At 66.0% G+C, this 23,089-nt stretch carries 22 protein-coding genes; 16 read left to right on the top strand and 6 right to left on the bottom strand.

Annotated elements, in window-relative coordinates:
• The first annotated feature begins 15 nt into the window (after positions 1–15).
• Positions 16–888 carry a 3-hydroxybutyryl-CoA dehydrogenase gene (locus tag AAG821_RS16270; RefSeq protein ID WP_341915236.1) on the top strand — a complete coding sequence of 291 codons (873 nt, stop codon included), beginning with the start codon at positions 16–18 and terminating at the stop codon, positions 886–888.
• A 56-nt stretch (positions 889–944) separates the two neighbouring features.
• On the opposite strand, the gene AAG821_RS16265 is transcribed toward AAG821_RS16270, so the two are convergent.
• The 4 genes from AAG821_RS16265 to AAG821_RS16250 form a co-directional block, all read right to left on the bottom strand.
• The gene (locus AAG821_RS16265; protein ID WP_341915237.1) at positions 945–3,392 is read right to left on the bottom strand and encodes a TonB-dependent receptor; all 2,448 of its coding nucleotides are present in this window, start codon (positions 3,390–3,392) and stop codon (positions 945–947) included.
• A gap of 155 nt (positions 3,393–3,547) precedes the next feature.
• Positions 3,548–4,522, bottom strand: coding sequence for a FecR domain-containing protein (locus tag AAG821_RS16260; RefSeq protein ID WP_341915238.1), 975 nt, complete (start codon positions 4,520–4,522; stop codon positions 3,548–3,550).
• Positions 4,523–4,596: 74 nt separating this feature from the next.
• Positions 4,597–5,106, bottom strand: a complete 510-nt coding sequence (locus AAG821_RS16255; protein WP_341915240.1) for an RNA polymerase sigma factor — start codon at positions 5,104–5,106, stop codon at positions 4,597–4,599.
• Positions 5,107–5,274: 168 nt separating this feature from the next.
• Positions 5,275–5,814: a TlpA disulfide reductase family protein gene (locus tag AAG821_RS16250; protein ID WP_341915241.1), complete on the bottom strand. Its 540-nt coding sequence runs from the start codon at positions 5,812–5,814 to the stop codon at positions 5,275–5,277.
• Positions 5,815–5,833: 19 nt separating this feature from the next.
• Here AAG821_RS16250 and argH point away from each other — a divergent pair, with 19 nt between their 5' ends.
• Genes argH through AAG821_RS16225 form a run of 5 tightly spaced genes read left to right on the top strand, consistent with a single transcriptional unit; the run spans position 5,834 to position 11,700 of the window.
• A complete protein-coding gene (gene argH, locus AAG821_RS16245) occupies positions 5,834–7,300 on the top strand; it encodes an argininosuccinate lyase (protein ID WP_341915242.1) in 1,467 nt (488 codons plus the stop codon).
• Positions 7,300–7,449: a hypothetical protein gene (locus AAG821_RS16240; RefSeq protein WP_341915244.1), complete on the top strand. Its 150-nt coding sequence runs from the start codon at positions 7,300–7,302 to the stop codon at positions 7,447–7,449. Before argH ends, AAG821_RS16240 begins: the two co-directional genes overlap by 1 nt.
• Positions 7,450–7,459: 10 nt before the next feature.
• The gene (gene lysA, locus AAG821_RS16235; RefSeq protein ID WP_341915245.1) at positions 7,460–8,752 is read left to right on the top strand and encodes a diaminopimelate decarboxylase; all 1,293 of its coding nucleotides are present in this window, start codon (positions 7,460–7,462) and stop codon (positions 8,750–8,752) included.
• Entirely contained in the window at positions 8,728–11,253 is a 2,526-nt protein-coding gene (locus AAG821_RS16230) for a TIGR02302 family protein (RefSeq protein ID WP_341915247.1), read from the top strand. The genes lysA and AAG821_RS16230 overlap by 25 nt, the downstream gene beginning before the upstream one ends.
• Before the next feature lie 57 nt (positions 11,254–11,310).
• Positions 11,311–11,700 carry a VOC family protein gene (locus AAG821_RS16225; protein WP_341915248.1) on the top strand — a complete coding sequence of 130 codons (390 nt, stop codon included), beginning with the start codon at positions 11,311–11,313 and terminating at the stop codon, positions 11,698–11,700.
• A 12-nt stretch (positions 11,701–11,712) separates the two neighbouring features.
• Here the strand turns inward: AAG821_RS16225 and AAG821_RS16220 are convergent, their stop codons facing one another.
• Positions 11,713–12,090, bottom strand: a complete 378-nt coding sequence (locus AAG821_RS16220) for a response regulator (protein ID WP_341915250.1) — start codon at positions 12,088–12,090, stop codon at positions 11,713–11,715.
• A 185-nt stretch (positions 12,091–12,275) separates the two neighbouring features.
• On the bottom strand, positions 12,276–13,244 hold the full coding sequence (locus AAG821_RS16215) for a zinc-ribbon domain-containing protein (RefSeq protein WP_341915251.1): 969 nt from the start codon (positions 13,242–13,244) through the stop codon (positions 12,276–12,278).
• 142 nt (positions 13,245–13,386) lie between these two features.
• Between AAG821_RS16215 and ftsE the strand changes: the two genes are divergently transcribed.
• The 10 genes from ftsE (at position 13,387) to AAG821_RS16165 (ending at position 22,952) form a co-directional block, all read left to right on the top strand.
• A complete protein-coding gene (gene ftsE, locus AAG821_RS16210; protein WP_341915252.1) occupies positions 13,387–14,064 on the top strand; it encodes a cell division ATP-binding protein FtsE in 678 nt (225 codons plus the stop codon).
• Positions 14,061–14,954, top strand: a complete 894-nt coding sequence (locus AAG821_RS16205; RefSeq protein ID WP_341915254.1) for an FtsX-like permease family protein — start codon at positions 14,061–14,063, stop codon at positions 14,952–14,954. Before ftsE ends, AAG821_RS16205 begins: the two co-directional genes overlap by 4 nt.
• A 9-nt stretch (positions 14,955–14,963) precedes the next feature.
• Complete coding sequence (locus AAG821_RS16200) at positions 14,964–15,539, top strand: HAD-IIIA family hydrolase (protein WP_341915255.1); 576 nt, start codon at positions 14,964–14,966, stop codon at positions 15,537–15,539.
• Entirely contained in the window at positions 15,539–16,276 is a 738-nt protein-coding gene (locus tag AAG821_RS16195; protein ID WP_341915257.1) for a YdcF family protein, read from the top strand. The genes AAG821_RS16200 and AAG821_RS16195 overlap by 1 nt, the downstream gene beginning before the upstream one ends.
• On the top strand, positions 16,273–17,001 hold the full coding sequence (locus AAG821_RS16190) for a lysophospholipid acyltransferase family protein (RefSeq protein WP_341915258.1): 729 nt from the start codon (positions 16,273–16,275) through the stop codon (positions 16,999–17,001). Before AAG821_RS16195 ends, AAG821_RS16190 begins: the two co-directional genes overlap by 4 nt.
• Complete coding sequence (locus AAG821_RS16185; protein ID WP_341915259.1) at positions 16,998–17,501, top strand: hypothetical protein; 504 nt, start codon at positions 16,998–17,000, stop codon at positions 17,499–17,501. Before AAG821_RS16190 ends, AAG821_RS16185 begins: the two co-directional genes overlap by 4 nt.
• A gap of 253 nt (positions 17,502–17,754) precedes the next feature.
• Positions 17,755–20,103: an adenosylcobalamin-dependent ribonucleoside-diphosphate reductase gene (locus AAG821_RS16180; protein ID WP_341915261.1), complete on the top strand. Its 2,349-nt coding sequence runs from the start codon at positions 17,755–17,757 to the stop codon at positions 20,101–20,103.
• Between the two features lie 52 nt (positions 20,104–20,155).
• Complete coding sequence (locus tag AAG821_RS16175; RefSeq protein WP_341915263.1) at positions 20,156–20,755, top strand: hypothetical protein; 600 nt, start codon at positions 20,156–20,158, stop codon at positions 20,753–20,755.
• Between the two features lie 3 nt (positions 20,756–20,758).
• A complete protein-coding gene (locus AAG821_RS16170) occupies positions 20,759–21,409 on the top strand; it encodes an HAD-IA family hydrolase (protein ID WP_341915265.1) in 651 nt (216 codons plus the stop codon).
• A 1-nt stretch (position 21,410) separates the two neighbouring features.
• The gene (locus AAG821_RS16165) at positions 21,411–22,952 is read left to right on the top strand and encodes a class I adenylate-forming enzyme family protein (protein ID WP_341915266.1); all 1,542 of its coding nucleotides are present in this window, start codon (positions 21,411–21,413) and stop codon (positions 22,950–22,952) included.
• Positions 22,953–23,089 lie beyond the last annotated feature (137 nt).

The raw sequence follows: 23,089 nt of genomic DNA, 5'->3' as shown, positions 1-23,089 counted from the left end.
GAGCCAGAGAACCGCATGATCAAGACCATTGGGGTGATCGGCGCCGGCCAGATGGGCAATGGTATCGCCCATGTCTGCGCGCTGGCCGGCTATGAGGTCGTCCTGCAGGACATCAATGCCGTCCAGCTCGACAAGGCGCTGGAGACCATCGGCGGCAACATGAACCGCCAGGTCGCCCGCGGCAAGATCACCGAGGCCGAGAAGGCCACGGCGCTCAGCCTGATCCGCACATCGAACGACATCCGCGCGTTTGCCGAGACCGACTTCATCGTCGAGGCGGCGACCGAGAACGAGGGCCTGAAGAAGAAGATCTTCGCCGATCTCTGCCCGGTGCTGAAGCCGAGCGCGCTGCTCGCCACCAACACCTCGTCGATCTCGGTGACGCGTCTGGCCTCCAGCACCGACCGGCCGGAAAAGTTCATGGGCATGCATTTCATGAACCCGGTGCCGGTGATGGCGCTGGTCGAGCTGATCCGCGGCATCGCCACCGACGAAGACACCTTCAAGCAGGTGCGCGAACTGACCATCCGGCTGGGCAAGCAGCCGGCCAATTCGGAAGATTTCCCCGCCTTCATCGTCAACCGCATCCTGCTGCCGATGATTAACGAGGCGATCTACACGCTGTATGAGGGCGTTGGTTCGGTGGAAGCCATCGACACCGCCATGCGGCTCGGCGCCAACCATCCGATGGGGCCGCTGCAGCTCGCCGACTTCATCGGCCTCGATACCTGCCTGTCGATCATGCAGGTGCTCTATGAGGGCCTGGCCGACAGCAAGTATCGCCCCTGCCCGCTGCTGGTGAAGTATGTCGAGGCCGGCTGGCTGGGTCGCAAGACCAACCGCGGCTTCTACGACTATCGCGGCGAGCATCCGACGCCAACGCGGTAAAGCGTCAGACCGGGAATCAAAAAAGGGGCCTTGCGGCCCCTTTTTCTTTTTGTGCCTCAGAAATCGAAGCTGGTGGACAGCAGCATGGTGCGCGCCTCGCCCTGGCCGAGGCCGCCGAAGCTGGAGACTCCCGACCAGTAGTTGGTGTCGAGGATGTTGCGCACCACCAGGCGCACGGTGGTGGGCGTCTGGCCCAGCGTGGTGGTGTAGCGGGCGCCGAGATCGTAGCGCACCCAGCTGGGGATGATCTGCGAGTTCTGCGTGTTCACATACTGGCTGCCGGTGTAGATGGCATTGCCGGTCAGGGTCAGGCCCTGCAGGAAGGACGCATCCCATTCCAGGCCCAGATTGCCGAGCAGCTCCGGCACGCCGATCGGGCGGTTGCCGACCGTGGCGGCTGAGTTGGTGCGCGTCAGTTCGGCATCGATCAGGGTGACGCCGCCAAGCAGGCGCAGGCTGGGCAGCAGTTCGCCGAAGCCATTCAGCTCCAGCCCGCGATTGCGCTGCTCGCCATCGGCGGAATACACGCTGTTGACCAGCTGGCCGGACGGCTTGGTCAGCTGGAACAGCGCTGCGGTGGCGGCGACGCGGCCGAAATCGACCTTCACGCCGGCCTCATACTGCTTCGAGACATAGGGCGCCATCGCCTCGCCGGCATTCACCGCGTTGCTGGGCGCCACATCGCCCTTGCTGAGGCCTTCGATATAGCTGCTGTAGAGCGAGACATGCTGCCACGGCTTGACCACCACGCCGGCCATCGGCGTGTTGGCGTCTTCGCTGTAGCTGGAGGTGACCGCGCCGGCCGTGCTGAAATTGCGCGAGTCCACCATCTGGTGACGAAGACCCAGCGTCAGCTGGATGCGTTCATCCAGCAGCGCCAGGGTATCGGCCAGTGCCACGCCGGTGAGGTCGGTTTCCGACACCTTGGGCAGCGAACTGGGCTCGGCCACGCTCTGCGCCGGCCGCGCCACCGGATTGTAGATATTGGACAGCACCGCCTGCCCGGCATTGACCGTGCCGCGCGAGATCTCGTCGTGATAGCGCGTCGCCTGCAGCGTGGCGGTGTGGCTCACCGCGCCGGTCTCGAATTTGCCGCGCAGGCCGCCATCGCCGACGATGCGGTCGGTTTCCTGCGCCCAGCGCGCCGGCGTCACCGAGGTGTTGCCGGCTGCATTGAGTATGGTCGGCGCGCCGAACAGGCGGTCGACGCGGGTCTGGCCGCCGCCGAAATTGGCGAACAGCGTGATCTGGTCGTTGAGATCGAGTTCGCCCTTCAGCAGGCCGGCCTGATCGGTGATTTCCGACCATTCCCAGGACTGCGTGATGTTGCGCCGGTTATTCGGCGCATCCGGCGTCGCCAGACCGGTGGTGAGGAACAGCGGACGCGCGGGCGCGTTGAAATCCTCGGCCTGGTGGATCAGGTCGACCGAGCCGCGGAAACGCTCGGTGCGGTAATCCATCGCCAGCGCGCCGACCGCAGCGGTGCGCGACTGGTTGTCGGCCTGGGTGTCGCCATCATGGTAGCTGCCGTTGAAGCGGATGCCGAATTCGCGGTTCTCGCCATAGCGCCGGCTGACATCGACACGGGTGCCGAACTGCGATTCCTCGCTGTAATCCAGCGTGACGCGGTTGAGATCGGTTTCCAGCGCGCGCTTGGGCACGATGTTGATGCCGCCGCCGACCGCGCTGTTCGGCGCCATGCCGTAGAGCAGCGCGGTGGCGCCCTTGATCACCTCGATCCGCTCGGCATATTCGGTCAGCACCCGGAAGCTGGGCGCGACGCCATAGACGCCATCGAAGGCGGTCTCGCCGACATTGCCTTCGTTGACCGGAAAGCCGCGGATGAAAAACGCATCCAGGATGCCACCGGCATGGCCGGTGACCCGCACCGACGGATCGTTGCTGACCACCTCGGCCATGCTGACGGCCTGCTGGTCCTCGATCTTGGCGGCGGTGTAGCTGGTGGTGCTGAGCGGCGTATCCATGAAATCACGATTGCCGAGCATGCCGAGCCGGCTGCCGCGCGCCACCTGCCCGCCGGCATAGGGATCGGGCAGCTCGCTGAGCGCCGCGGTGCTGTTGCTCTTGCGGCCCTCGACAGCGATGGTGGGCAGCACCGCCGCGGCCCCGGTCTTCGGTGCCTCCACCAGCGTCACCGTGGTTGGGTTGGTGAAGCGATAGGTGAGGCCGGTGCCGGCCAGCAGGCCCTGCAGGGCGGCCTCGGGCGTCAGGCTGCCGGTCACGCCCGGCGACTGCGCGTTGCGCGCCATCCCGGCATCGAAAAAGAACTGCACACCGGAGATTTCGGTGAAGCGCGCCAGGGCCGTGACCAGCGGCTGGGCCGGAATGGCGAAGGCATGGGTCTGGGCCGTCTGGGCCGCCGCCGGGCTGCTGGCGAGCAGCGGACCCGCGAGCGCGACGGCCATGGGGGCCGCCAGGGCCGCAAGGCTGCAGAGCGCCGCCGCTGCGGCCTGGGCGATGCCGCCCCGTGTATCCTGAGTCATCCCCGAACCCCTTGAAAGAACAGTGCGAATCTTGTGAAGACCGCAAGTATTGCAACTGAAACGCGATAGCATGTGAAACTGAGACGGATGGGCGGGGCCGGAACAATTAGTCGGGTATGCAGATTTTTTGCCCGCAGGATCAGCGGGGCGGCCGGTCAGCGCGCGCGGATGATCACCAGACGGTCGGTCAGCCGGGTCAGGCGCACCGGCAGGGTGGCGGCGATGGTCTGCAGCGCCGCTTCGGCCTGGGCGGTGTGGAAAAAGCCGGTCACCGGCAGGGCGGCGACGGCGGCATCGGCGATCACGATGCGGCCCGGCCGGTAGCGGTCGAGATCGGCCACCACCTCGCCCAGCGGCGCCTCCTGGAAGAACAGCCGGTCCTGGCGCCAGGACAGCAGCGCGGCGATATCGGCCGCCGTCGTCGGCCCGATGCCGTCGGCGCCATATTGCAGGGCACGGCCCTCATCCAGACGCACGGCTTCGAGACGGCGGCCATCCAGCGTGACGGCGACGGCATGCTCGCTTACTGCCACGCGCACGCTGTCCTGCCCGCGCCGGACATCGAAGGCGGTGCCCAGTGCGCGAATCTCGCCATTGCCGGCCGCCACCACGAAGGGCCGCGCCGCATCGGGCGCCACCTGGAAATAGGCCTGGCCATGATGCAGCGTAACGCGGCGCAGGCCGGACTCCATCGCCACCGAAACCGCACTGTCGCCTGCGAGATCGACCACCGAGCCATCGGACAGCGCAATCACCCGGCGCTCGCCCACGGCGGTGCGATGATCAGCCATGAAGGCAGGCGCCGTTGCCAGATACGTACCGCCGCCCAGCACCAGGGCTGCGGCGGCGGCCTGTTTGAGCCAGCCGCGCCGTGACACCAGCGGCGCCGACACAGCATCGCGCAGCGGTTCACGGGCGCGCAGCACCGGCACCACGGCATCCATGCGGCGCCAGAGCTGCTCGGTTTCGGTCCAGGCCTGCCGATGCAGCGGATCGGCCGCCAGCCAGGCGGCAAAGGCCGCGCGATCCGCGGCGCTGGCGGCATCGTCACGCAGCAGCACAAACCAGTGCCGTGCGTCGTGCAGGGCCGATGTGTGGTCTTTCAGTTCCATCATTCCTCGCGCCATCATGGGGCGATGGCCTTGGTAAAACACAGACCGGAAACCGGCCTACTGGGTGAGACGTTTCGCGGGGCCCGTCACCATTAGTCGGCATCGCGCTGGAAGTGCATGTGCAGGTATTCCAGCGCATTCGCCATGTGCACCATCACGGTGTTTTTGGCGATGCCGAGGCGCAGGGCGATCTCGGCATGGCTCAGCTCATGCACCTTGGCCAGAATGAACACCTCGCGCGCCCGCGGGCTGAGGCCATCGACCGCGCGCAGCAGGCGCTGCAATTCACTGCGCCCGGCGGCCTGCTGTTCAGGCGAGGGCCGCGGATCGGCATAGAACGGCACCACGCTCTCCTGCCCCTGCAGCTCGATGCCGTGGCGGGCGCGGCGCAGGTGGTCGTTGGCCAGATTGGCGGCGACGCGGAACAGATAGCTTTTCGGATTCTCGATCGGCGCGGCATTGGCCGCCGCCGCCCGCAGCCAGGTTTCCTGGGTCAGGTCCTCGGCCAGCGCCGCATTGCCCAGCCGACGCCGCAGGAAGCGCTTCAGGCCATCCTGATGATCGAAAAAAGCGGCAAAAAGGCCATCGCGGAAAGTGGTCATCGTCCCCCGTTTCGGGCGGACGTTAGCTTATTTGAGAATTACTCGCAACTGAGACAGGTTAACACCCACCATCGTCATGCCCGCGAAGGCGGGCAATCCAGCCCGGGGGAGAGACTGGGTTCCCGCTTTCGCGGGAACGACGCGTTACGAGCTATTTCTCCGCGATCCCTATTTTTCAGCTATGACCGCGTCGATCAGCTTGAGCGCATCGGCGTGGTCCCATTCGGCACCGCCGATCAGGCGGCCGACCTCGCGGCCCTGGCGGTCGATCAGGATGGTGGTGGGCAGGCCGACCGTGCCCCAGGCACGACCCGACTTCATGCTGGTATCCAGCGCCGCCGGCAGGCGCCGGGCGCCGATCTCGCCGAGGAATTTCTCCACCTTGGCCCGGCCGGCGCGATCCTGCGCCACGGTGAGCACGGTGAAGTCGCGGCCGCCGCGCAGGCCCTGCAGGCGGTCAAGCGCCGGCATCTCCTCGCGGCAGGGCAGACACCAGGTGGCCCAGAGATTGACCAGCACCACCTGGCCCTTATAGGCGTCCAGGCTGGTCGGTTTGTCTTCGGGATCATGGAATTCGGCCGGCGCGACTGGTTTCCGTTCCGCCGAGACGCTAAATTTCCGCATCTCTCCGACACGCGGGAGTTCAGCTGCCATAGCGGTATTCGCCAGGCCGAGAACCACTGCCGTCATCACCAGAAACCGCTTCATACCCGTATTCATCCCGATCATGGCCGCACGCAAAACACCAAATAAGAGCAAGACACCCCGGAAACAAGCCAACAGCATGTGGGGCGGGCGCTTTGCCGCAGGGCCGGCGGCGATCATGACCGAGATCAACGCCTCGATCCGCTTCGACCGGAGGCTGTACCGCCAGGACATCCGCGGCTCGATGGCGCATTGCCGCATGCTGGTGCGACAGGGTCTCATTTCCGCCGCCGAGGGCAAGACAATCCTGCGCGGGCTGGAGACAATTCTGCGTGAAATCGAGGCCGGCAAGTTCAAGATCGATCTGGCCCTGGAAGACATCCACATGCATGTGGAGGCGCGACTCAGCGAGCTGATCGGCAAGCCGGCCGGCCGCCTGCACACCGCGCGCTCGCGCAACGACCAGGTGGCGACCGATTTCCGCCTCTGGGTGCGCGATGCCATCGACCGCATCGATGCCGGGCTGCTGGACCTGCAGACCACCCTGCTGCGCCGCGCCGAGGAGTATGCCGCAACCGTGATGCCGGGCTTCACCCATCTGCAGGCCGCGCAGCCGGTCACCTTCGGCCATCATATGATGGCCTATGTCGAGATGGTGGGCCGTGATCGCAGCCGCCTGAAAGATGCGCGTGAACGCCTGAACGAAAGCCCGCTGGGTGCGGCGGCGCTCGCCGGCACATCGCTGCCGATCGACCGCGCCAGCACGGCCAAGGAGCTGGGCTTTGCGCGGCCGATGGCGAATTCGCTGGATGCGGTGGCCGACCGCGACTACGCGCTGGAATTCCTGTCTGCTGCCGCGATCTGCGCCGTGCATCTGTCGCGCCTTGCCGAGGAGATCGTGCTGTGGACATCCGCGCAGTTCCGCTTCGTCACGCTCAGCGACGCCTTCACCACCGGCTCATCCATCATGCCGCAGAAGCGCAATCCCGATGCCGCTGAACTGGTCCGCGGCAAGGTGGGGCGCATCGTCGGCAGCCTGAACGCCCTTCTCATCACCATGAAGGGCCTGCCGATGACCTATGGCAAGGACATGCAGGAAGACAAGGAGCCGACCTTCGACGCGGTCGACAGCCTGGAACTCTGCATCGCCGCCACGGCCGGCATGATCGCCGACCTGAAGGCCAATGCGCCGCGCATGCAGGATGCCGCCGGCGAAGGCTACACCACCGCCACCGATCTGGCCGACTGGTGCGTGCGCAAGATCGACATGCCGTTCCGCCAGGCCCATCACGTGGCCGGCAGCCTGGTGCGCATGGCCGAGTTGCAGAACAAGCCGCTGGAGGCACTGACGCTGGCCGAGATGCAGAGCGTGGAGAAGCGTATCACCAAGGACATCTTCGCCGTGCTGGGCGTGCAGAACTCGGTGAAGAGCCGCGTTTCCTACGGCGGCACCGCGCCAGCCAATGTAAAGGCGCAGGTGGCGCGCTGGCGCAAGCAGCTGGCCAAGGAAGCCCTTGCCCGCGGAGCCAAAAAGCGGGACAAAGCCTGATGCGTATCAAGCCTGCCATCCTGCTGCTGATTCTCGCTGCATCCGGCCTGGCCGCCTGCGGTCGCAAGGATGTGCCGGATTATCCGCCCGATGCCATCGACCGCCCGGGCGTGACGCAGCCGCGCCGCGACCCCATCCGTTATTACTGAGATTTCCGTCATGACTGGACTGCCCTGGTTTGCCTATCGCAACGGCGTGCTGCATGCCGAAGGCGTGCCGCTGGATCACATCGCCGCCGAGGTTGGCACGCCGGCCTATGTCTACAGCACGGCGGCGCTGACCGACCGCTACACCAGCCTGGCCGAGGCCTTTGCCGGCCTGCCGGTGCTGATCGCCTATGCGATGAAGGCCAATGCCAACCTGGCCGTGCTGCGGCATTTCGGTTCGCTGGGCGCCGGCGCCGACGTGGTCTCGTCGGGCGAGCTGCAGCTGGCGATGAAGGCCGGCATCGCGCCGGGCAAGATCATCTTCGCCGGCGTGGGCAAGACGAAAGCCGAGATGGCGCTGGCGCTGAAGGCCGGCAACACCGGCATCGCGCAGTTCAATGTCGAGTCGGAACCCGAGCTGCAGGCGCTGTCGGATGTCGCCAGCGGCATGGGCGTGAAGGCGCCGGTCGCCATCCGCATCAATCCCGATGTCGATGCCAAGACGCATAAGAAGATCACCACCGGCAAGGCCGAGAACAAGTTTGGCATTTCCTATCGCCGCGCCCGCGAGGTCTATGCGATGGCGGCCAAGCTGCCCGGCATCAGCATCACCGGCGTGCATGTGCATATCGGCAGCCAGCTGACCGACCTGACGCCCTATGAAGACACCTTCATCCGTGTCGCCGAGCTGGTGGCCGAACTGCGCGCCGATGGCCATGACATCCGCCGCATCGATCTGGGCGGCGGCATCGGCATCACCTATGACGACGAGACGCCGCCGGACCCGACGGCCTATGCCGCCCTGGTGCGCAAATACATCGCCCCGCTGGGCTGCGAGATCGCGCTGGAGCCCGGCCGTTACCTGGTCGGCAATGCCGGCCTGCTGCTGACCGGTGTGACCTTTGTGAAGCCGGCCGAAGGCAAGACCTTCCTGATCCTCGATGCCGGCATGAACGACCTGATCCGGCCGGCGATGTATGAGGCGTTCCACCGCATCGTGCCTGTAAAAGCGCCAAATCCCGACGCGGAGGTGGTGCCGGTGGATATCGTCGGCCCGGTCTGCGAGAGCGGCGACACCTTTGCCGAAGACCGGCCGATGCCGCCGGTCGATGACGGAGATTTGCTCGCCATCCTGTCGGCGGGTGCGTATAGTTCGTCCATGGCCTCCACCTACAACGCGCGGCCGTTGGCCCCGGAGGTTCTGGTGCATGGCGACAGGTTTGCCATTGTTCGGCGTCGCCCTAGCATCGATGAGATGACGGCCCTGGAGATCCAGCCGGTATGGCGCAGCGAGGCGAAGGCGTAACTTCCACCGAGACGGCCCCGGCCCAGACCCTGGCGCCGGTGCTGGAACGTCGCCTTGCCTTTGCCCGTGGCGCCCTGTTCTGGGAGCGCTTCTGGCCCGCCCTGATGCCGGCCGGCGCCGTGATCGCCGTTTTCTTCATTCTCGCCGGCTTCGATGTCTGGCGCTTCATCCCGGTCTGGCTGCACTGGCTGGCACTGGCTGGTTTCGCCGGTGCCCTGGCTGTCACGCTGTGGCGCGAGCTGCGCCTGGTGGGCTGGCCCAGCCGGGCCGATGCCATGCGCCGGCTCGAACGCGTCAACCTGCTGCAGCATCGCCCGCTGGAAGCCGCCGCCGACAGTCTCGCCGCCGAACAGCAGGATCCGATCGCCCGCGCGCTGTGGGCGCTGCATCGCCGTCGCGCCCTGGAACAGCTCGCCACCGTCAAGGTCGGCACGCCGGAAGCCGGCTGGTGGCGCAAGGATGTCTGGGGCTTCCGCGCCGCCCTTGGCCTGCTGCTGGTTGTCGCCTGGGCCAGCCCCGGCGAGGACCGCCAGCAGCGACTGGCCGATACGCTCAATCCCGGCACGGCGCTGGCGCCCGGCGCCCTGCTGGCCGTGGAAGCCTGGATCACCCCGCCGCCCTATACCGGCAAGGCGCCGCTGTTCCTGACCCGCGACGGCAAGCCGGTGCCGGTGACCGCGCAGCCGAACCAGATCCAGATCGGCACGGCGCAGCTGAACGTGCCGACCGGCAGCCTGCTCAAGCTGCGGCTGGCCGCGCCGCCGGCCGGCTTCACGCTGAAGCTGGGCAAGAGCGAGCAGCCGCTGAACGCGATCGACGAGCGCAATGGCGAGATCGATCTCGCCATCGACCTGACGCAGGGCGCCACCCCGGTGCTGAGCCTGATGCGGCGCGACAAGATGTTTGCCGAATGGCCGCTGCGCGTGGTGCCCGACCTGCCGCCGCAGATCAGCATTTCGGAAGAGCCCAAGGCCAGCAAACGCACCGAACTGGAGATCGCCTTCAATGCCGAGGACGATTACGGCATCCAGCAGGTGCGCATCGAGATGACCCGCGATGGCGCCGAGCAGCCGGTATCGGTCGACTGGCCGACGCCGCCGGCCGGCGCCGGTGCGGTCAGCGACAAGCAGAGCTTCGATTTCACCGCGCATCCCTGGGCCGGGCTGCAGGTGGCGATGACCCTGGTGGCCGTCGATGCGCTGGGCCAGACCGGGCGCAGCGATCCGGTCACCGTCACCCTGCCGGCGCGCCGCTTCACCCATCCGGTGGCCAAAGCCATCGTCGAGCAGCGCCGCGACCTGGCGCTGAAGCCGGCGCAATACCAGCGCGTGGTGACCGCCCTGCGCGGCTTGAGCCTGGCGCCGGAACGCTATCGCGAGGATTACACCGCGCATCTGGGCCTGCGCATGTCGGCGGCGCGGCTCAACCTCAATCGCAGCGCGCCCTCGATCAGCGCCGTGCAGGATCTGATGTGGCAGACCGCGCTGCATATCGAGGAAGGCCGCAAGAGCCAGGCCGACAAGGATTTCCAGGCGCTGATGGACAAGCTGCAGGATGCCATCGACCGCAATGCGGATGATGCGGAAATCCAGAAGCTGATGCAGGAAATGCGCGAGGCGATGAATCGCATGCTCGAGCAGATGATGCAGGATGCGATGGAGCGCATGGCGCGCGGCGAGGAGCCCGAGGAGCTGGGCGAAGACGAAGAAGCCATGAGCGGCGAAGACATGCAGGAGATGATGGACCGCGCGCAGGACATGGCCCAGATGGGCGACCGCGATGCGGCGAAAGAGATGCTGCAGCAGATGCAGCGCATGATGGAAGCGATGAAGAACGGCAAGCTGGCCCGCATGCCCGAGGGGCGCCAGCGGCAGCAGGGCCAGCGCGGGCAGCGCGGCCAGGGTCAGAACGGCCAGATGATGCAGGAATTCGGCGAGATGCTGCGCCAGCAGCAGCAACTGCTCGACCGCAGCTTCCGCCGCAGCCAGCAATATGGCCGTGGCGATGGCCAGCAGCGCGGCGAGAACGAAGCCGATGCGCGCCAGCAGGAAGAGCTGCGCCGCAAGCTGGGCGAGATGATGGGCCGGCTGGCCGAACGCGGCATGCCGCTGCCCGACCAGCTGGGTAAGGCCGACCGTTCGATGCGCGATGCGCGCGAATCCCTGCGCCGTGGCGAACCCGGCGAGGCGATGCAGGGCCAGACCGATGCGCTGGACCAGATGCGCCAGGGCCTGAACCAGATGCAGCAGGCCCAGCGCGGCAATCCCGATGGCCAGGCGCCCTCGGCCGATGCGCGGCAGAACCAGCGCAACCCGGTGCGCGACCCGCTCGGCCGCAACACCACCGGCTACGAGAATGCCGGCGAGGCCACCAAGGTGCCCGACCTGGCGCCGGTGGAACGCGCGCGGCGCATCCTGGAAGAGCTGCAGCGCCGCGCCGGCAACCGCGAACGCGCGCCGCAGGAGCTGGAATATCTCGACCGCCTGCTGCGGCGGTTCTGAGCGGACACCCGCTGCGGGCTTTGCGCCATCGCACCCGACCCCGCCCAGACCTCATCCATGATCGACAGCCTCGACCACCTGGTGCTGACCGTGCGCGACATCGATGCCACGGTGCGCTTCTATGAATCGGTGCTGGGCATGCAGGCCGTGCGCTTCACCGCGAAAGACGGCAGCGCGCGCGTGGCGCTGGGTTTCGGCCGGCAGAAGATCAACCTGCACCAGCAGGGCCGCGAATTCGAACCCAAGGCGAAAACTGCGATGCCGGGCAGTGCGGATCTGTGCTTCCTGACTGCAAAGCCAGTGGCCGACGTGGCGGCGCATCTGCAGCAGCTCGGCATCGCTGTCATCGAAGGGCCGGTGCCGCGCACCGGTGCGACCGGGCCGATCCTGTCGATCTACCTGCGCGACCCTGACGGCAATCTGCTGGAAGTCTCGAACCCGCTCTAATCCGCCGGCTGGCTAATCCGCCGGCTGGCGCTCGGCCAGCATGCGCTCGACCGCCTCATTGAGGTCGACCATGCTAAAGGGCTTCTGCAGCACCATGCTGGCGAGACTGCCGATATCGTCGGCGCGGCGGCGCGGCGGCAGGGCATAGCCCGACATCAGCAGCACCGAGAGATTGGGATAATCGCGCCCCACTTTCAGCGACAGTTCGACGCCATCCATGTTCGGCATCGCCACATCGGTGATCAGCAGATCGAAGGGCATGCGGGCCAGCTTGACCACCGCTTCGGCGCCATCGCCGACCACGACAACCTCATGGCCGCGAAGCTCGAGCACCCGCCGGATAAATTCGCGAACCGCCACTTCGTCTTCTGCGACCAGTATCCGCGCCATTCACCCTCGCCGACGGCTACCGCGACGCGGGCAGTTTTCTGCCCCTCGACAGCCACCTGTTCTGGAATCAGCTTTGGTACGAACCGGGCGGCCCCATGCACCGGCTGTCATGAATCCTACCCCAACGAATCATGAAAAGGAACGTGCATTATCGACGTTCCGATCAACCGGGAAGTGCGGCCGGTTCAGGGGGCGGCGGGCTGGCTGGCGAAGGCGACCTCGAGGTCGGTCACCTCGTCCTTGGGGGCGGGCAGCTGGACATTGAAGCTGAGGCGCTCGCCGGCGGCGATGCTGTTCTGCTCCATCTTGATGGTGAAGGCGCCCAGATCCTGGCCGCCGGCGCCGCGCATGGCGATGCGGATGGCCGGCAGTACCCGCTCCGTCTCGCTGACATTCAGCACCTCGCCCGAGACGGTCACCCGGGTGGTGCCGCTGTCGAGCACGGTGGAGGATTTCAGGTTATGCAGCTCCAGGCCGAGCCACTGCGCCGCCTCGACCGGAATGCCGAGCTGTTCATACAGCTTGGCCAGGGGCGGGTAGAAGGCGACCAGTTCGACCCGTTTCTCGTAGCCGCCGCCGATCATGCCGCCCAGCAGGCCGAACAGCAGCATCCAGCCGAGCCAGGCCCAGGAGCGCGGCTTTTTCGGCTTGGTCGGCGGGCGCTGCACCCCGGCCTCGGCCAGCCGGGCCCGGCGGCGATTCAGCGCCTCGTCGGGGTCTTCATCGCCCATGCCGGCCAGCGGCTCGTCCAGCGGCGGATGCAGCGGCGGGCGGTCGCGCTCGCGATCCAGCAGCTCGTCATCGTCAAAACCGGTGATTCGCGGCGGCGGCGGTGACAGATCAGCCGGCCCCAGATCGAGCGCTGGCGGGGGTGGAGGCGCCAAGCTTGACTGAGAGGGCGGCTTGCCGCCCGGCGGCGGCGGCGGCACCCATTCTTCTTCAGCGGCGGCGGCGGCCTCGGCCATCTGCTCCAGCACCGAGGGTACAGGCTTGGCCGCTGGCGGCGCAGGCGGCGGCGGGGGCGCGGGTTCGGGCAGCGGTTCCTGCTGCCAGGTGTTCCGGCAGACGGAACAGCGGACCTTGCGCGGGGCGGCGCCGAATGCGGTGGGGTCGACCTGGAAACGGGTCGCGCAGGCTGGGCAGGTGAGGATCATGCCTGAAATCTGCCTGGAGCCAGTCCTTTTGCGTTTCCGGATGCTTTCCCTTATAGGACGGACAGGGCCGCGGAGGCAACCCTACTGCCCCGCAAGATATTGGCGCGCAAGGCGTTAAGAGAATCGGAGGGACTCGGGCTTGGTGCGGTTCCAGAACGTCGGGATGCGATACGGACCTGGGCCGGAGGTGCTGCGCGACGTCAGTTTCGAGCTGGGCACCGGTTCCTTCCATTTCCTGGCCGGCCCCAGCGGCGCCGGCAAGACCTCCCTGCTCAAACTGCTGTACCTGGCGCTGCGCCCGAGTCGCGGCCTGATCAGCATGTTCGGCCAGGATGTTTCCACCGCCAGCCGCGCCGCCCTGCCGATGCTGCGGCGCCGGATCGGCGTGGTGTTCCAGGATTTCCGCCTGCTGGACCATCTGAGTGCGCTGGACAATGTGGCGCTGCCGCTGCGCATTGCCGGCGCCGATGAAAAACGCGCGCGCGAGCATGTGATCGAGCTGCTGACCTGGGTGGGCCTGGGCGACCGGCTGGATGCGCGGCCGGCAACGCTCTCTGGCGGCGAGAAACAGCGCGTGGCGATTGCGCGCGCCGTCATCGCCAGGCCCAGCCTGCTGCTGGCCGACGAGCCGACCGGCAACGTCGACCCCGACATGGCGCAGCGCCTGATGTATCTGTTCGTCGAGCTGAACAAGCTGGGCACCGCCGTCGTGCTGGCGACCCATGACACGCATCTGCTCGACCAGTTCCGCTTTCCGGTGATGCGCCTGCGCGCCGGCCAGCTGGTGATCGACCGGCCGGCCGCGGGGTCCGCCCGATGAGCCGGCCGCGCAAGAAAGCCGCGATCTCCGACCTGCAGCTGGAGGCGGATTCGACCGCGCGTTTCCTGCCCTGGGCGCTGGCAGTGATGGTGTTCCTCGCCGCCCTGGCACTGGTGGGCGCGCTGGCGCTGGATGGCACCATCGATGGCTGGCGCCGTGGCGTGTCGGCCAAGCTGACCGTGCAGATCGCCGACCGGCCGGGCCAGCCGATGCAGCCGCGGCTGGATGCCGCCGTCAATCTGCTGCGCAGCGTGCCCGGCATCACCGACGTGCAGATCATCGACCGCCGCGCGGTGGAGGCCCTGCTGCAGCCCTGGCTGGGCGCCGAGGCGCTGCAGGCCGACCTGCCGCTGCCCGGCATGATCGACGTGACCCTGGGCGACAATGCCGCGCTGTCGATCGAAGCCTTGAGCGCACGCCTGCAAGGCGCGGTGCCCGGCGCGCGGCTGGACGATCCCAAGCCCTGGCTTGATCGCCTGGTGCAGCTGGGCCGCCTGCTGCAATCGCTCGGCGGCGGCATCGTGCTGCTGGTCGGGCTGGCGGCCGCCGCCATGGTGATCTTTGCGACGCGGGCCGGCCTTGCGGCACGGCGCGACACCATCGAGCTGCTGCATCTGATCGGCGCCGAGGACGGCTATATCGCCCGGCAGTTCCAGCGCCATGTGGCATCGCAAGCCATCCGTGGCGGCATCATCGGCGCCGGCCTTGCCGCCGCCGTGCTGGTCGCCATCCAGCTGCTGGCCGGCGGTGTCGGCACCGGATTGCTGCCCGGCCTGGCCATGATGTGGTGGCACTGGCTGGCTTTGCCGCTGCTGCCATTCGGGGCCGCCGGGCTGGCCATCATCACCGCGCGCCTGACGGTACTCGGCGAATTGCGCTCCATGCTGTAGAAAAGCCAGATGCTGATCCTGCTTGACCGTGATGGTGTTCTGAACCGGGATTATCCCGACGACTATGTGAAGTCGCCGGCGGAACTGATCATGCTGCCCGGTGTTGGGGCTGCGGTGGCGAAGCTGAATGCGCGCGGCTGGCCGGTGGCGCTGTGCACGAACCAGGCCTGTGTGGGCAAGGGCATCATCGACGCCGCCATGCTGGGCCGCATCCATGATGACATGCGCGCGCATCTGGCCCGTGACGGCGCGAAGATCGATGCGATCTTTTTCGCACCCGATCCGCCCTGGGCGCAGACCGACCGGCGCAAGCCCGGCCCGGGCATGCTGCGCGAGGCGATGGCACAGTTCCGCAAGACGCCGGCCGAAACCGTGTTCATCGGCGACAGCGTCACCGACCTGCAGGCCGCAGCGGCGGCCGGCTGCCGCCGCATCCTGGTGCGCAGCGGCAAGGGCGCCGCCACGCAGGCCAAGGGCCTGCCGGCCGATCTGCTGCCGGTGACCGTGACCGAACATCTGCCCGATGCGGTCGACCGCCTGCTTGCCGAAACCTCTCAGTCCACCGACCAGCCCCCCGAATCCTGATGCCGCGTAACGACGACGAGACTGCACCCTCCTTCTTCACCCGCATCTGGCGCTGGCTGGTGCTGCTGGCCGTGCTGTGCCTGCTGTGGCTCGGCGGTTCGATCGCCTATGTCGAGCGCGTCGAGCTGCTGGCACCGCCCACGGAGGCACCGACCGATGCCATCGTGGTGCTGACCGGCGGCGCCGCGCGCATGGGCACGGCACTGCGGCTGCTGCATGACGGCAAGGCCGAGCGCCTGCTGGTGTCGGGCGTGGCGCAGACCACCACCAAGGCCTCGCTGCAGCAGGCCGCGCTGCCGACCATGCCCGATGCGGCGCAGGCGAGCAGCAACTGGCAGGGCATCGATCTGCAGCTGCTGTTCGAATGCTGCGTCGATCTCGGCTTTGAGGCCGACGACACGGCGGGCAATGCCGCCGAGACGGTGAGCTGGGCGACAGCGCGCGGCTACAAGACCATCCGGCTGGTGACGGCGAATTACCACATGCCGCGCGCGCTGGTCGAATTCGGCCGCATTCCTTCAGGCATCACCATCCTGCCGCATCCGGTGCGCTCCGATGCCATGCGGGTGGAAGACTGGTGGCAGCGCCGCACCGCCACCGTGTTCCTGCTCGGCGAATACAGCAAATACATCGCCGCATTGCTGCGCGCCCATCTGGGCAGCCAGCTGGCCGCCACGGTTGCTGAGAAGCCTGCTGCAGAGAAGCCCGCTGCGGAAAAGCAGGAGAAGCCGCAGTGACCGGACTGCGCTCGCTGCTGTTCCAGATCGCTTTCTTAAGCTGGAGCACGCTGGTTGCGCTCTATGCCCTGATCCCGCTGGGTCTGGGCCGCCGCGCGCATATCGTCAGCATCGGCGCCGTGTGGTCGGACGGCATCAACTGGCTGCTGCGCGCGATCTGCGACATCCAGGTGCGCATCGAGGGGCAGGAGCATATCCCTGCCGGCCCGGCGATGATCGCGGCCAAGCACCAGTCGCTGTGGGACACCGCCATCGTGCTGCGGCTGTTTCGCGCGCCCGCCATCGTGATGAAGCAGGAGCTGCTCAACATCCCGATCTACGGCTCGCTCTGCCTGGCGCAGGGCATGATCGCGGTCGACCGCGATGGCGGCGCCAAGGCGCTGAAGCAGATGCTGAAGGATGCGCGCGCCGCTGTGGCCGATGGCCGCAAGATCCTGATCTTTCCCCAGGGCACCCGCACCCTGCCGGGCGAGCATGTGCCGTATCAGCCCGGCGTGGCCGCGCTGTATCGCGACCTGAAAATCCCGGTGGTGCCGGTGGCGCTGAATTCCGGCTTCTTCTGGCCCAAGCGCGGCCTGCTGCGCCGGCCCGGCACCATCGTGCTGCGCTTCCTTCCCGCGATTCCGGCCGGGCTGGACCGCGACACCTTCATGAAAGAGCTGGAAACCCGCATCGAAAGCGCCAATGCGGTGCTGGAGGCTGAAACGAAAGCCGCACTGCAATGACTGCAGCACCGACCTATGCCTTTGCCATCCAGTATGGTCTCGGCGAGATGCAGTTCAAGATGCCGTTGGCCCAGGCGCTCATCTTCTCCAACATGGCCAACCGGATGATGGCAAGCTCCGGCCTCGCCTTTGCGGCGTTCCGCCTGCAGATGTGGGACATGCTGGCGAACAGCATCGAGGCCGGCGATCACCTGAAAGGCGGCGCCGAGGCCAACGCGCTGGCGATGGGTGCCGCCTGGCTGGCGCTGACCGCGGCGATGCACCGGGATCACCCCGAGCGCGACTGTTACGTGCTGAAGATGGGGGCAAAGCCCGGCGATATCGGCGTCGAGATTGCCGCCGACAACCCTTATGCCGAAGCGCATGAGGAGCGCGGCCAGATTTTCGCCGTGGCGAATGTCACCCGCGCGATGTTCGACGAAGACACGGCTCTGTTCCGCGACTGGGCGACCGGCGTTCAGGCCGCGTTGGCGCAGGCCGCCAACGATCCCGGGGCGTGACCAGGTCCGGGCGCTCCGCCCCTGTGGAAAACCCGGGATAACTCGCCGGGGCTCGCTTGTGGATCGCCGGGATAACCCCAATTTATCAGGCATTACAAGATATTGTTGCCCACACCCCTGCGGATCAATCTGTAGAAACATTCAGAGAACAATTGACTCGACTCTGTCCGCCCGGGCGATAGAGTCAGCCTGAGCTTGTGTGCGGCGCGGATCTCCATCCGGCGCCGTTTCCGTCTTTGAGGGTTGCTTACCGATGTCGCCGATTGCACCGATTTCCCAGCAGATCTGGGACATGAAATATCGCCTGAAGGGGCCCGACGGCGCGCCGGTGGATCAGACCATCCCCGACACCTGGCATCGCATCGCGCAGGCCCTGGCCCAGGCCGAGACCGATCCGGCCGCGCACACGCCTGGCTTCTTCGAGGCGCTGCAGGATTTCCGCTTCCTGCCGGCCGGCCGCATCGTGGCCGGCGCCGGCACCGCGCGCAAGGTGACGCTGTTCAACTGCTTCGTCATGGGCACGGTGCCCGACGACATGGGCGGCATCTTCGAGCATCTGAAGGAAGCCGCGCTGACCATGCAGCAGGGCGGTGGCATCGGCTATGACTTCTCCACCCTGCGCCCGCGCGGCGCGCCGGTAAAAGGCGTGGGCGCCGATGCCTCGGGGCCGCTGTCGTTCATGGATGTGTGGGACGCGATGTGCCGCACCATCATGTCGGCCGGCAGCCGGCGCGGCGCCATGATGGCGACGCTGCGCTGCGACCATCCCGATATCGAGGCCTTCATCGAGGCCAAGCGCGAGGCCAACCGGCTGCGCATGTTCAATCTGTCAGTTCTGGTGACCGATGCCTTCATGGCGGCCGTGAAGCAGAACCTGCCTTGGGAGCTGAAATTCAACGGCACCGCCTATCGCACCGTGCAGGCGCGCGAGCTGTGGGACAAGATCATGCGGGCGACCTATGCCTATGCCGAGCCCGGCGTGATCTTCATCGACCGCATCAACACCCGCAACAACCTGCATTACTGCGAGACCATCAGCGCCACCAACCCCTGCGGCGAGCAGCCGCTGCCGCCCTACGGTGCCTGCCTGCTCGGCTCGATCAACCTGGCCCGGCTGGTGAAGAATCCCTTCGAGGCGGATGCAGCCCTTGATCTCGACCTGCTGGACGACCTGACGCGCCGCGCCGTGCGCATGATGGACAACACCATCGATGTCTCGAACTTCCCGCTGCCGCAGCAGGAGACCGAGGCGCGCAACAAGCGCCGCATCGGGCTGGGCATCACCGGCCTCGCCGATGCGCTGATCATGGTCGGCGCCCGCTATGGCTCGGCGGCGTCCATTCAGCTGATCGAGACCTGGATGAAGCGGCTGCAGCGCGCCGCCTATCTCGCTTCGGTCGATCTGGCGAAGGAGAAAGGCGCCTTCCCGCTGTTCGACCGCGACGCCTACATGGCCGGGGAGAGCATCAAGGAACTCGATGCCGATGTGCGCGCCGCCATTGCCCAGCATGGCATCCGCAACGCCCTGCTCACCTCGATCGCACCCACCGGCACCATCTCGCTGTTCGCCGACAATATCTCGTCGGGCCTCGAGCCGGTGTTCAGCTTCACCTATGTCCGCACCGTGCTGATGCCCGATGGCACCCGCCGGCAGGAGGAAGTCAGCGACTACGCCTATCGCCTCTATCGCCAGATCCGCGGCGACAATGCGCCGCTGACCGAAGCTTTTGTGGATGCGCAGAGTCTCGCGCCGGCCGACCATGTGCGCGTGCAGGCCGCGGTGCAGAAATACATCGACAGCTCGATCTCCAAGACCATCAACGTGCCGGAAGAGATCGATTTCGAGAGCTTCAAGGACATCTACCTGATGGCCTATGAGCAGGGCTGCAAGGGCTGCACCACCTATCGTCCGAACGACATCACCGGTTCGGTGCTGACCATCAAGAAGGACGAGAAGAAAGCCACGGCTGCCGAGGCCTCGCAGGCCGAGCTGCCGCTGGTGCCGGTGGCCAAGCCGGTGCAGACGATCAAGCCGCGCGACCCGCTGGCCGCCGGCGGCGTGATCTACATGACCAAGCCGCTGGACCGCCCGGAAGCCCTGCCCGGCCGCACCTACAAGATCACCTGGCCGGATTCCGAGCATGCGATGTACATCACGCTGAACGACATCCTGCAGGATGGCCGCCTGCGGCCATTCGAGGTGTTCGTCAATTCGAAGAATACCGAGCACTATGCCTGGACCGTGGCGCTGACCCGCATGATCTCGGCGGTGTTCCGTCGCGGCGGCGATGTCAGCTTCGTGGTGGACGAGCTGAAGGCGGTGTTCGATCCGCGCGGCGGCCACTGGATGGGCGGCAAGTATGTGCCCTCGCTGCTGGCCGCCATCGGTGGCGTGATCGAGCAGCATCTGATCGAGATCGGCTTCATGGCCGATCCGGACAACCAGCGCGAGGAAAAGGCCGTGCTGGCGCTGGCCGCCAATGCGGAGAGTCCGAAGCCGCTGTCCGGCCTGCGGCAATGCCCGAAATGCGGCCAGCCCGGCCTGATCAAGTCGGAGGGTTGCGACACCTGCACCTCCTGCGGCTATAGTAAGTGCGGATAAGGCAGCGCTTGACGCAAACGTAAGGCGCTTCCGTTAGGGAAACGCCGCACAGATGAAGAAGCTGTTTTTCGGTATAGCCGGATTGATGCTTGTTTTAATCCTGGCTAAGCAAACCGGCATTTACATAAGCAACAACGGCTTCAAAATCCCGAGATTCGAAATTACTCTCGAAGCTTGGGGAATACTTATTGCTGGCCTCGGCGGAGCGGCCCTTGCCATTGATACAATCAGTTCTCAAAAATTTTCATCAGTGGTCGAAAACGAAATAAAGAAAATTGAGGCGCCCGCACCAGCACTTTGGCACGCATACACGACCGCATGGACTTTCATTTTGTCAGCATTCTTTGCGCTTGCTACAATTGCCGTCGCCTTTGGTACTCTCCATCAGGGCTATGAGGTCTTTGTCAAAAAGCAGTATGACTTTTTGAATGTCCTAGACTTAATTTTAAAGCTGACAGCTTTGGTCGCCGTCCCGACCATGAAAGTCGCCATACTAACCGTGATATGGCACTTACCTGACAGATTCGACGCCATTCTTCTGCAATACAAAGAAAAGGCAGAGGATCTCAGGATAAAAATTAAAAGCGTAGGCTGGAAGCTGTTTGTAATAGGGTCCGTTATGCAGTTCATGGCCAATATAGATATCGGCTAAGCCATGCATCCCCACGATATCAAAGCTGTTTTATGGGATTTCGGCGGGGTGATCATGACCTCGCCCTTCGATGCCTTCCGCCGCTATGAGGACGAGCGCGGCCTGCCGCGCGATTTCCTGCGCCGGGTCAACAGCACCAATCCGCATGGCAATGCCTGGGCGCGCTTCGAGCGCGGCGAGGTGGATGCCGCCGCCTTTGGCGATCTGTTCCTGGCCGAAAGCACGGCTTTGGGCCATGCCGTGCATGGAAGCGCGGTGCTGGCGCTGATCTCGGGCGAGGTGCGGCCGCGCATGGTGGCGGCGCTGAAAGCCGTGAAGACGCGCTATCGCATTGCCTGCCTGACCAACAACATGCCGCATGGCCATGGCCCGGCGATGACCGGCTCGCCCGAGCGGGCAAAACAGGTCGCAGACGTGATCGCGCTGTTCGAGCTGGTGGTGGAGTCGAGCAAGGCCGGCGTGCGCAAGCCCGAACCGGCCTTTTACGAACGCGCCTGCAGCCTGCTGGGCATCCGGCCGACGGAAGCCGTGTTCCTCGATGATCTCGGCATCAACCTGAAACCGGCCGCCGCCATGGGCATGCAGACGATCAAGGTGACCGACCCGGACCAGGCGCTGCGCGACCTGGGCGCCATTATCGGTATGGAGCTGTAGGATGAGTAAGGCTGACGACCTGTTTGCCGGCGACTTCGCCACCCTGTCCGACTTCGTGCGCGCCCATGCCGCCGAACGGCCGGATCATCCGGCCGTGATCGATGCGGAGGGAACACTGACCTACGGTCAGCTGGATGCCCGCGCCGATCGTGTGGCGGCGGCGCTGCAGCGCGACGGCGCCCGCAAGGCCATCAGCATCGTCAGTTATTCCCGCAACGATTATGTGACGGTCTATCTGGGTGCCTTGCGCGCCGGCCTGGCGGTGGCGCCGCTGGCGCCGTCATCACTGCCCGAGCAGATCGTGGCGATGGCGCAGGATGCCGATGCGCAGCATCTGTTCCTCGATGGCGACAACGAACAGGCCCTGCGTGCCGTGCTGGCCGACCTGCCGCCGCATCGCATCCGACTGGACACGCCGCAATTCGAGCAGTGGCTGGCACCCGCCGGTGCGAAACCGGCACCGGCCGCGGTGACGCCGCAGATGCCGTTCAACATCATCTACTCTTCCGGCACGACGGGCACGCCGAAAGGCATCGTGCAGTCGCATGGCATGCGCTGGCTGCACATGCAGCGCGCCAATCTGTATGGCTATGACCGCGACGCCGTCACCCTGCTCTCCACGCCGCTCTATTCCAACACCACGCTGGTCAGCCTGTTTCCCACCATGGCCGGCGGCGGCACCGCCGTGCTGATGGCGAAATTCGACGTGGCAAAATACCTCGAGCTGGCGCAGCAGCATCGCGTGACCCACACCATGCTGGTGCCGGTGCAGTATCGCCGCCTGATGGGGCATCCGGATTTCGACCGCTACGACCTCAGCGCCTTCCGCGCCAAATTCTGCACCAGCGCGCCGTTTGCCGCCGAACTGAAGGCCGATATCCTGAAACGCTGGCCCGGCAAGCTGATCGAGTATTACGGCATGACCGAGGGCGGCGGCACCTGCATCCTGGTGGCGGATGAATTCCCCGACAAGCTGCACACCGTCGGTCGCCCCGCCGAGGGCCATGACATCCGCCTGATCGGCGAAGACGGCAAGCCGGTGAAGCCCGGCGAGATCGGCGAGATCGTCGGCCATTCCGGCGCGATCATGACGCATTACCACAAACAGCCGGGCAAGACCGCGGAAGCCGAATGGTTCGACGACAGCGGCAAGCGCTTCATCCGCACCGGCGACATGGGGCGTTTCGACGCGGACGGCTTCATGCAACTGATGGACCGCCGCAAGGACATGATCATTTCCGGCGGCTTCAACATCTATCCCAGCGACCTGGAAGCCATCGTCAAGCAGCATGAGGCGGTGTTCGACGTTGCCGTGGTGGGCGTGGCGTCTGATGCCTGGGGCGAAACCCCGGTGGCCTTCGTGGTGCTCAAGCCGGGCAGCAAGGCCACGGCCGCGGACCTGCTGCTCTGGGCCAATGGCAAGCTGGGCAAGATGCAGCGCATCTCAGGCATCGAATTCCGCGACGCGCTGCCGCGCAGCGCGATCGGCAAGGTGCTGAAGCGCGAACTCAGGGATGAATACGCGAAGGCTGCTTCAAATTGAAATAACGTCATGCTCGGGCTTGTCCCGAGCATCCATCTGCGCGCTCCGCTGCGCGGATGGTTGGGATGGACCCTAGGGACAAGCCCTAGGGTGACGACCTATCTTACGAATGCCCCAGCACCGGATGCGGCGGGTAG

This window comes from Ferrovibrio terrae, from assembly GCF_943372915.1.
Taxonomy (GTDB): Bacteria; Pseudomonadota; Alphaproteobacteria; order Ferrovibrionales; family Ferrovibrionaceae; genus Ferrovibrio; species Ferrovibrio terrae_A.
This window is presented reverse-complemented; position numbering and strand designations above follow the sequence as displayed.

What these genes read in the sequence shown, in the direction of transcription:
- AAG821_RS16270 (WP_341915236.1), top strand. Translation starts at nt 16, where the DNA reads ATGATCAAGACCATTGGGGTGATCGGCGCCGGCCAGATGGGCAATGGT.
- AAG821_RS16265 (WP_341915237.1), bottom strand. Translation starts at nt 3,392, where the DNA reads ATGACTCAGGATACACGGGGCGGCATCGCCCAGGCCGCAGCGGCGGCG.
- AAG821_RS16260 (WP_341915238.1), bottom strand. Translation starts at nt 4,522, where the DNA reads ATGATGGCGCGAGGAATGATGGAACTGAAAGACCACACATCGGCCCTG.
- AAG821_RS16255 (WP_341915240.1), bottom strand. Translation starts at nt 5,106, where the DNA reads ATGACCACTTTCCGCGATGGCCTTTTTGCCGCTTTTTTCGATCATCAG.
- AAG821_RS16250 (WP_341915241.1), bottom strand. Translation starts at nt 5,814, where the DNA reads ATGAAGCGGTTTCTGGTGATGACGGCAGTGGTTCTCGGCCTGGCGAAT.
- argH (WP_341915242.1), top strand. Translation starts at nt 5,834, where the DNA reads ATGGCCGCACGCAAAACACCAAATAAGAGCAAGACACCCCGGAAACAA.
- AAG821_RS16240 (WP_341915244.1), top strand. Translation starts at nt 7,300, where the DNA reads ATGCGTATCAAGCCTGCCATCCTGCTGCTGATTCTCGCTGCATCCGGC.
- lysA (WP_341915245.1), top strand. Translation starts at nt 7,460, where the DNA reads ATGACTGGACTGCCCTGGTTTGCCTATCGCAACGGCGTGCTGCATGCC.
- AAG821_RS16230 (WP_341915247.1), top strand. Translation starts at nt 8,728, where the DNA reads ATGGCGCAGCGAGGCGAAGGCGTAACTTCCACCGAGACGGCCCCGGCC.
- AAG821_RS16225 (WP_341915248.1), top strand. Translation starts at nt 11,311, where the DNA reads ATGATCGACAGCCTCGACCACCTGGTGCTGACCGTGCGCGACATCGAT.
- AAG821_RS16220 (WP_341915250.1), bottom strand. Translation starts at nt 12,090, where the DNA reads ATGGCGCGGATACTGGTCGCAGAAGACGAAGTGGCGGTTCGCGAATTT.
- AAG821_RS16215 (WP_341915251.1), bottom strand. Translation starts at nt 13,244, where the DNA reads ATGATCCTCACCTGCCCAGCCTGCGCGACCCGTTTCCAGGTCGACCCC.
- AAG821_RS16205 (WP_341915254.1), top strand. Translation starts at nt 14,061, where the DNA reads ATGAGCCGGCCGCGCAAGAAAGCCGCGATCTCCGACCTGCAGCTGGAG.
- AAG821_RS16200 (WP_341915255.1), top strand. Translation starts at nt 14,964, where the DNA reads ATGCTGATCCTGCTTGACCGTGATGGTGTTCTGAACCGGGATTATCCC.
- AAG821_RS16195 (WP_341915257.1), top strand. Translation starts at nt 15,539, where the DNA reads ATGCCGCGTAACGACGACGAGACTGCACCCTCCTTCTTCACCCGCATC.
- AAG821_RS16185 (WP_341915259.1), top strand. Translation starts at nt 16,998, where the DNA reads ATGACTGCAGCACCGACCTATGCCTTTGCCATCCAGTATGGTCTCGGC.
- AAG821_RS16180 (WP_341915261.1), top strand. Translation starts at nt 17,755, where the DNA reads ATGTCGCCGATTGCACCGATTTCCCAGCAGATCTGGGACATGAAATAT.
- AAG821_RS16175 (WP_341915263.1), top strand. Translation starts at nt 20,156, where the DNA reads ATGAAGAAGCTGTTTTTCGGTATAGCCGGATTGATGCTTGTTTTAATC.
- AAG821_RS16170 (WP_341915265.1), top strand. Translation starts at nt 20,759, where the DNA reads ATGCATCCCCACGATATCAAAGCTGTTTTATGGGATTTCGGCGGGGTG.
- AAG821_RS16165 (WP_341915266.1), top strand. Translation starts at nt 21,411, where the DNA reads ATGAGTAAGGCTGACGACCTGTTTGCCGGCGACTTCGCCACCCTGTCC.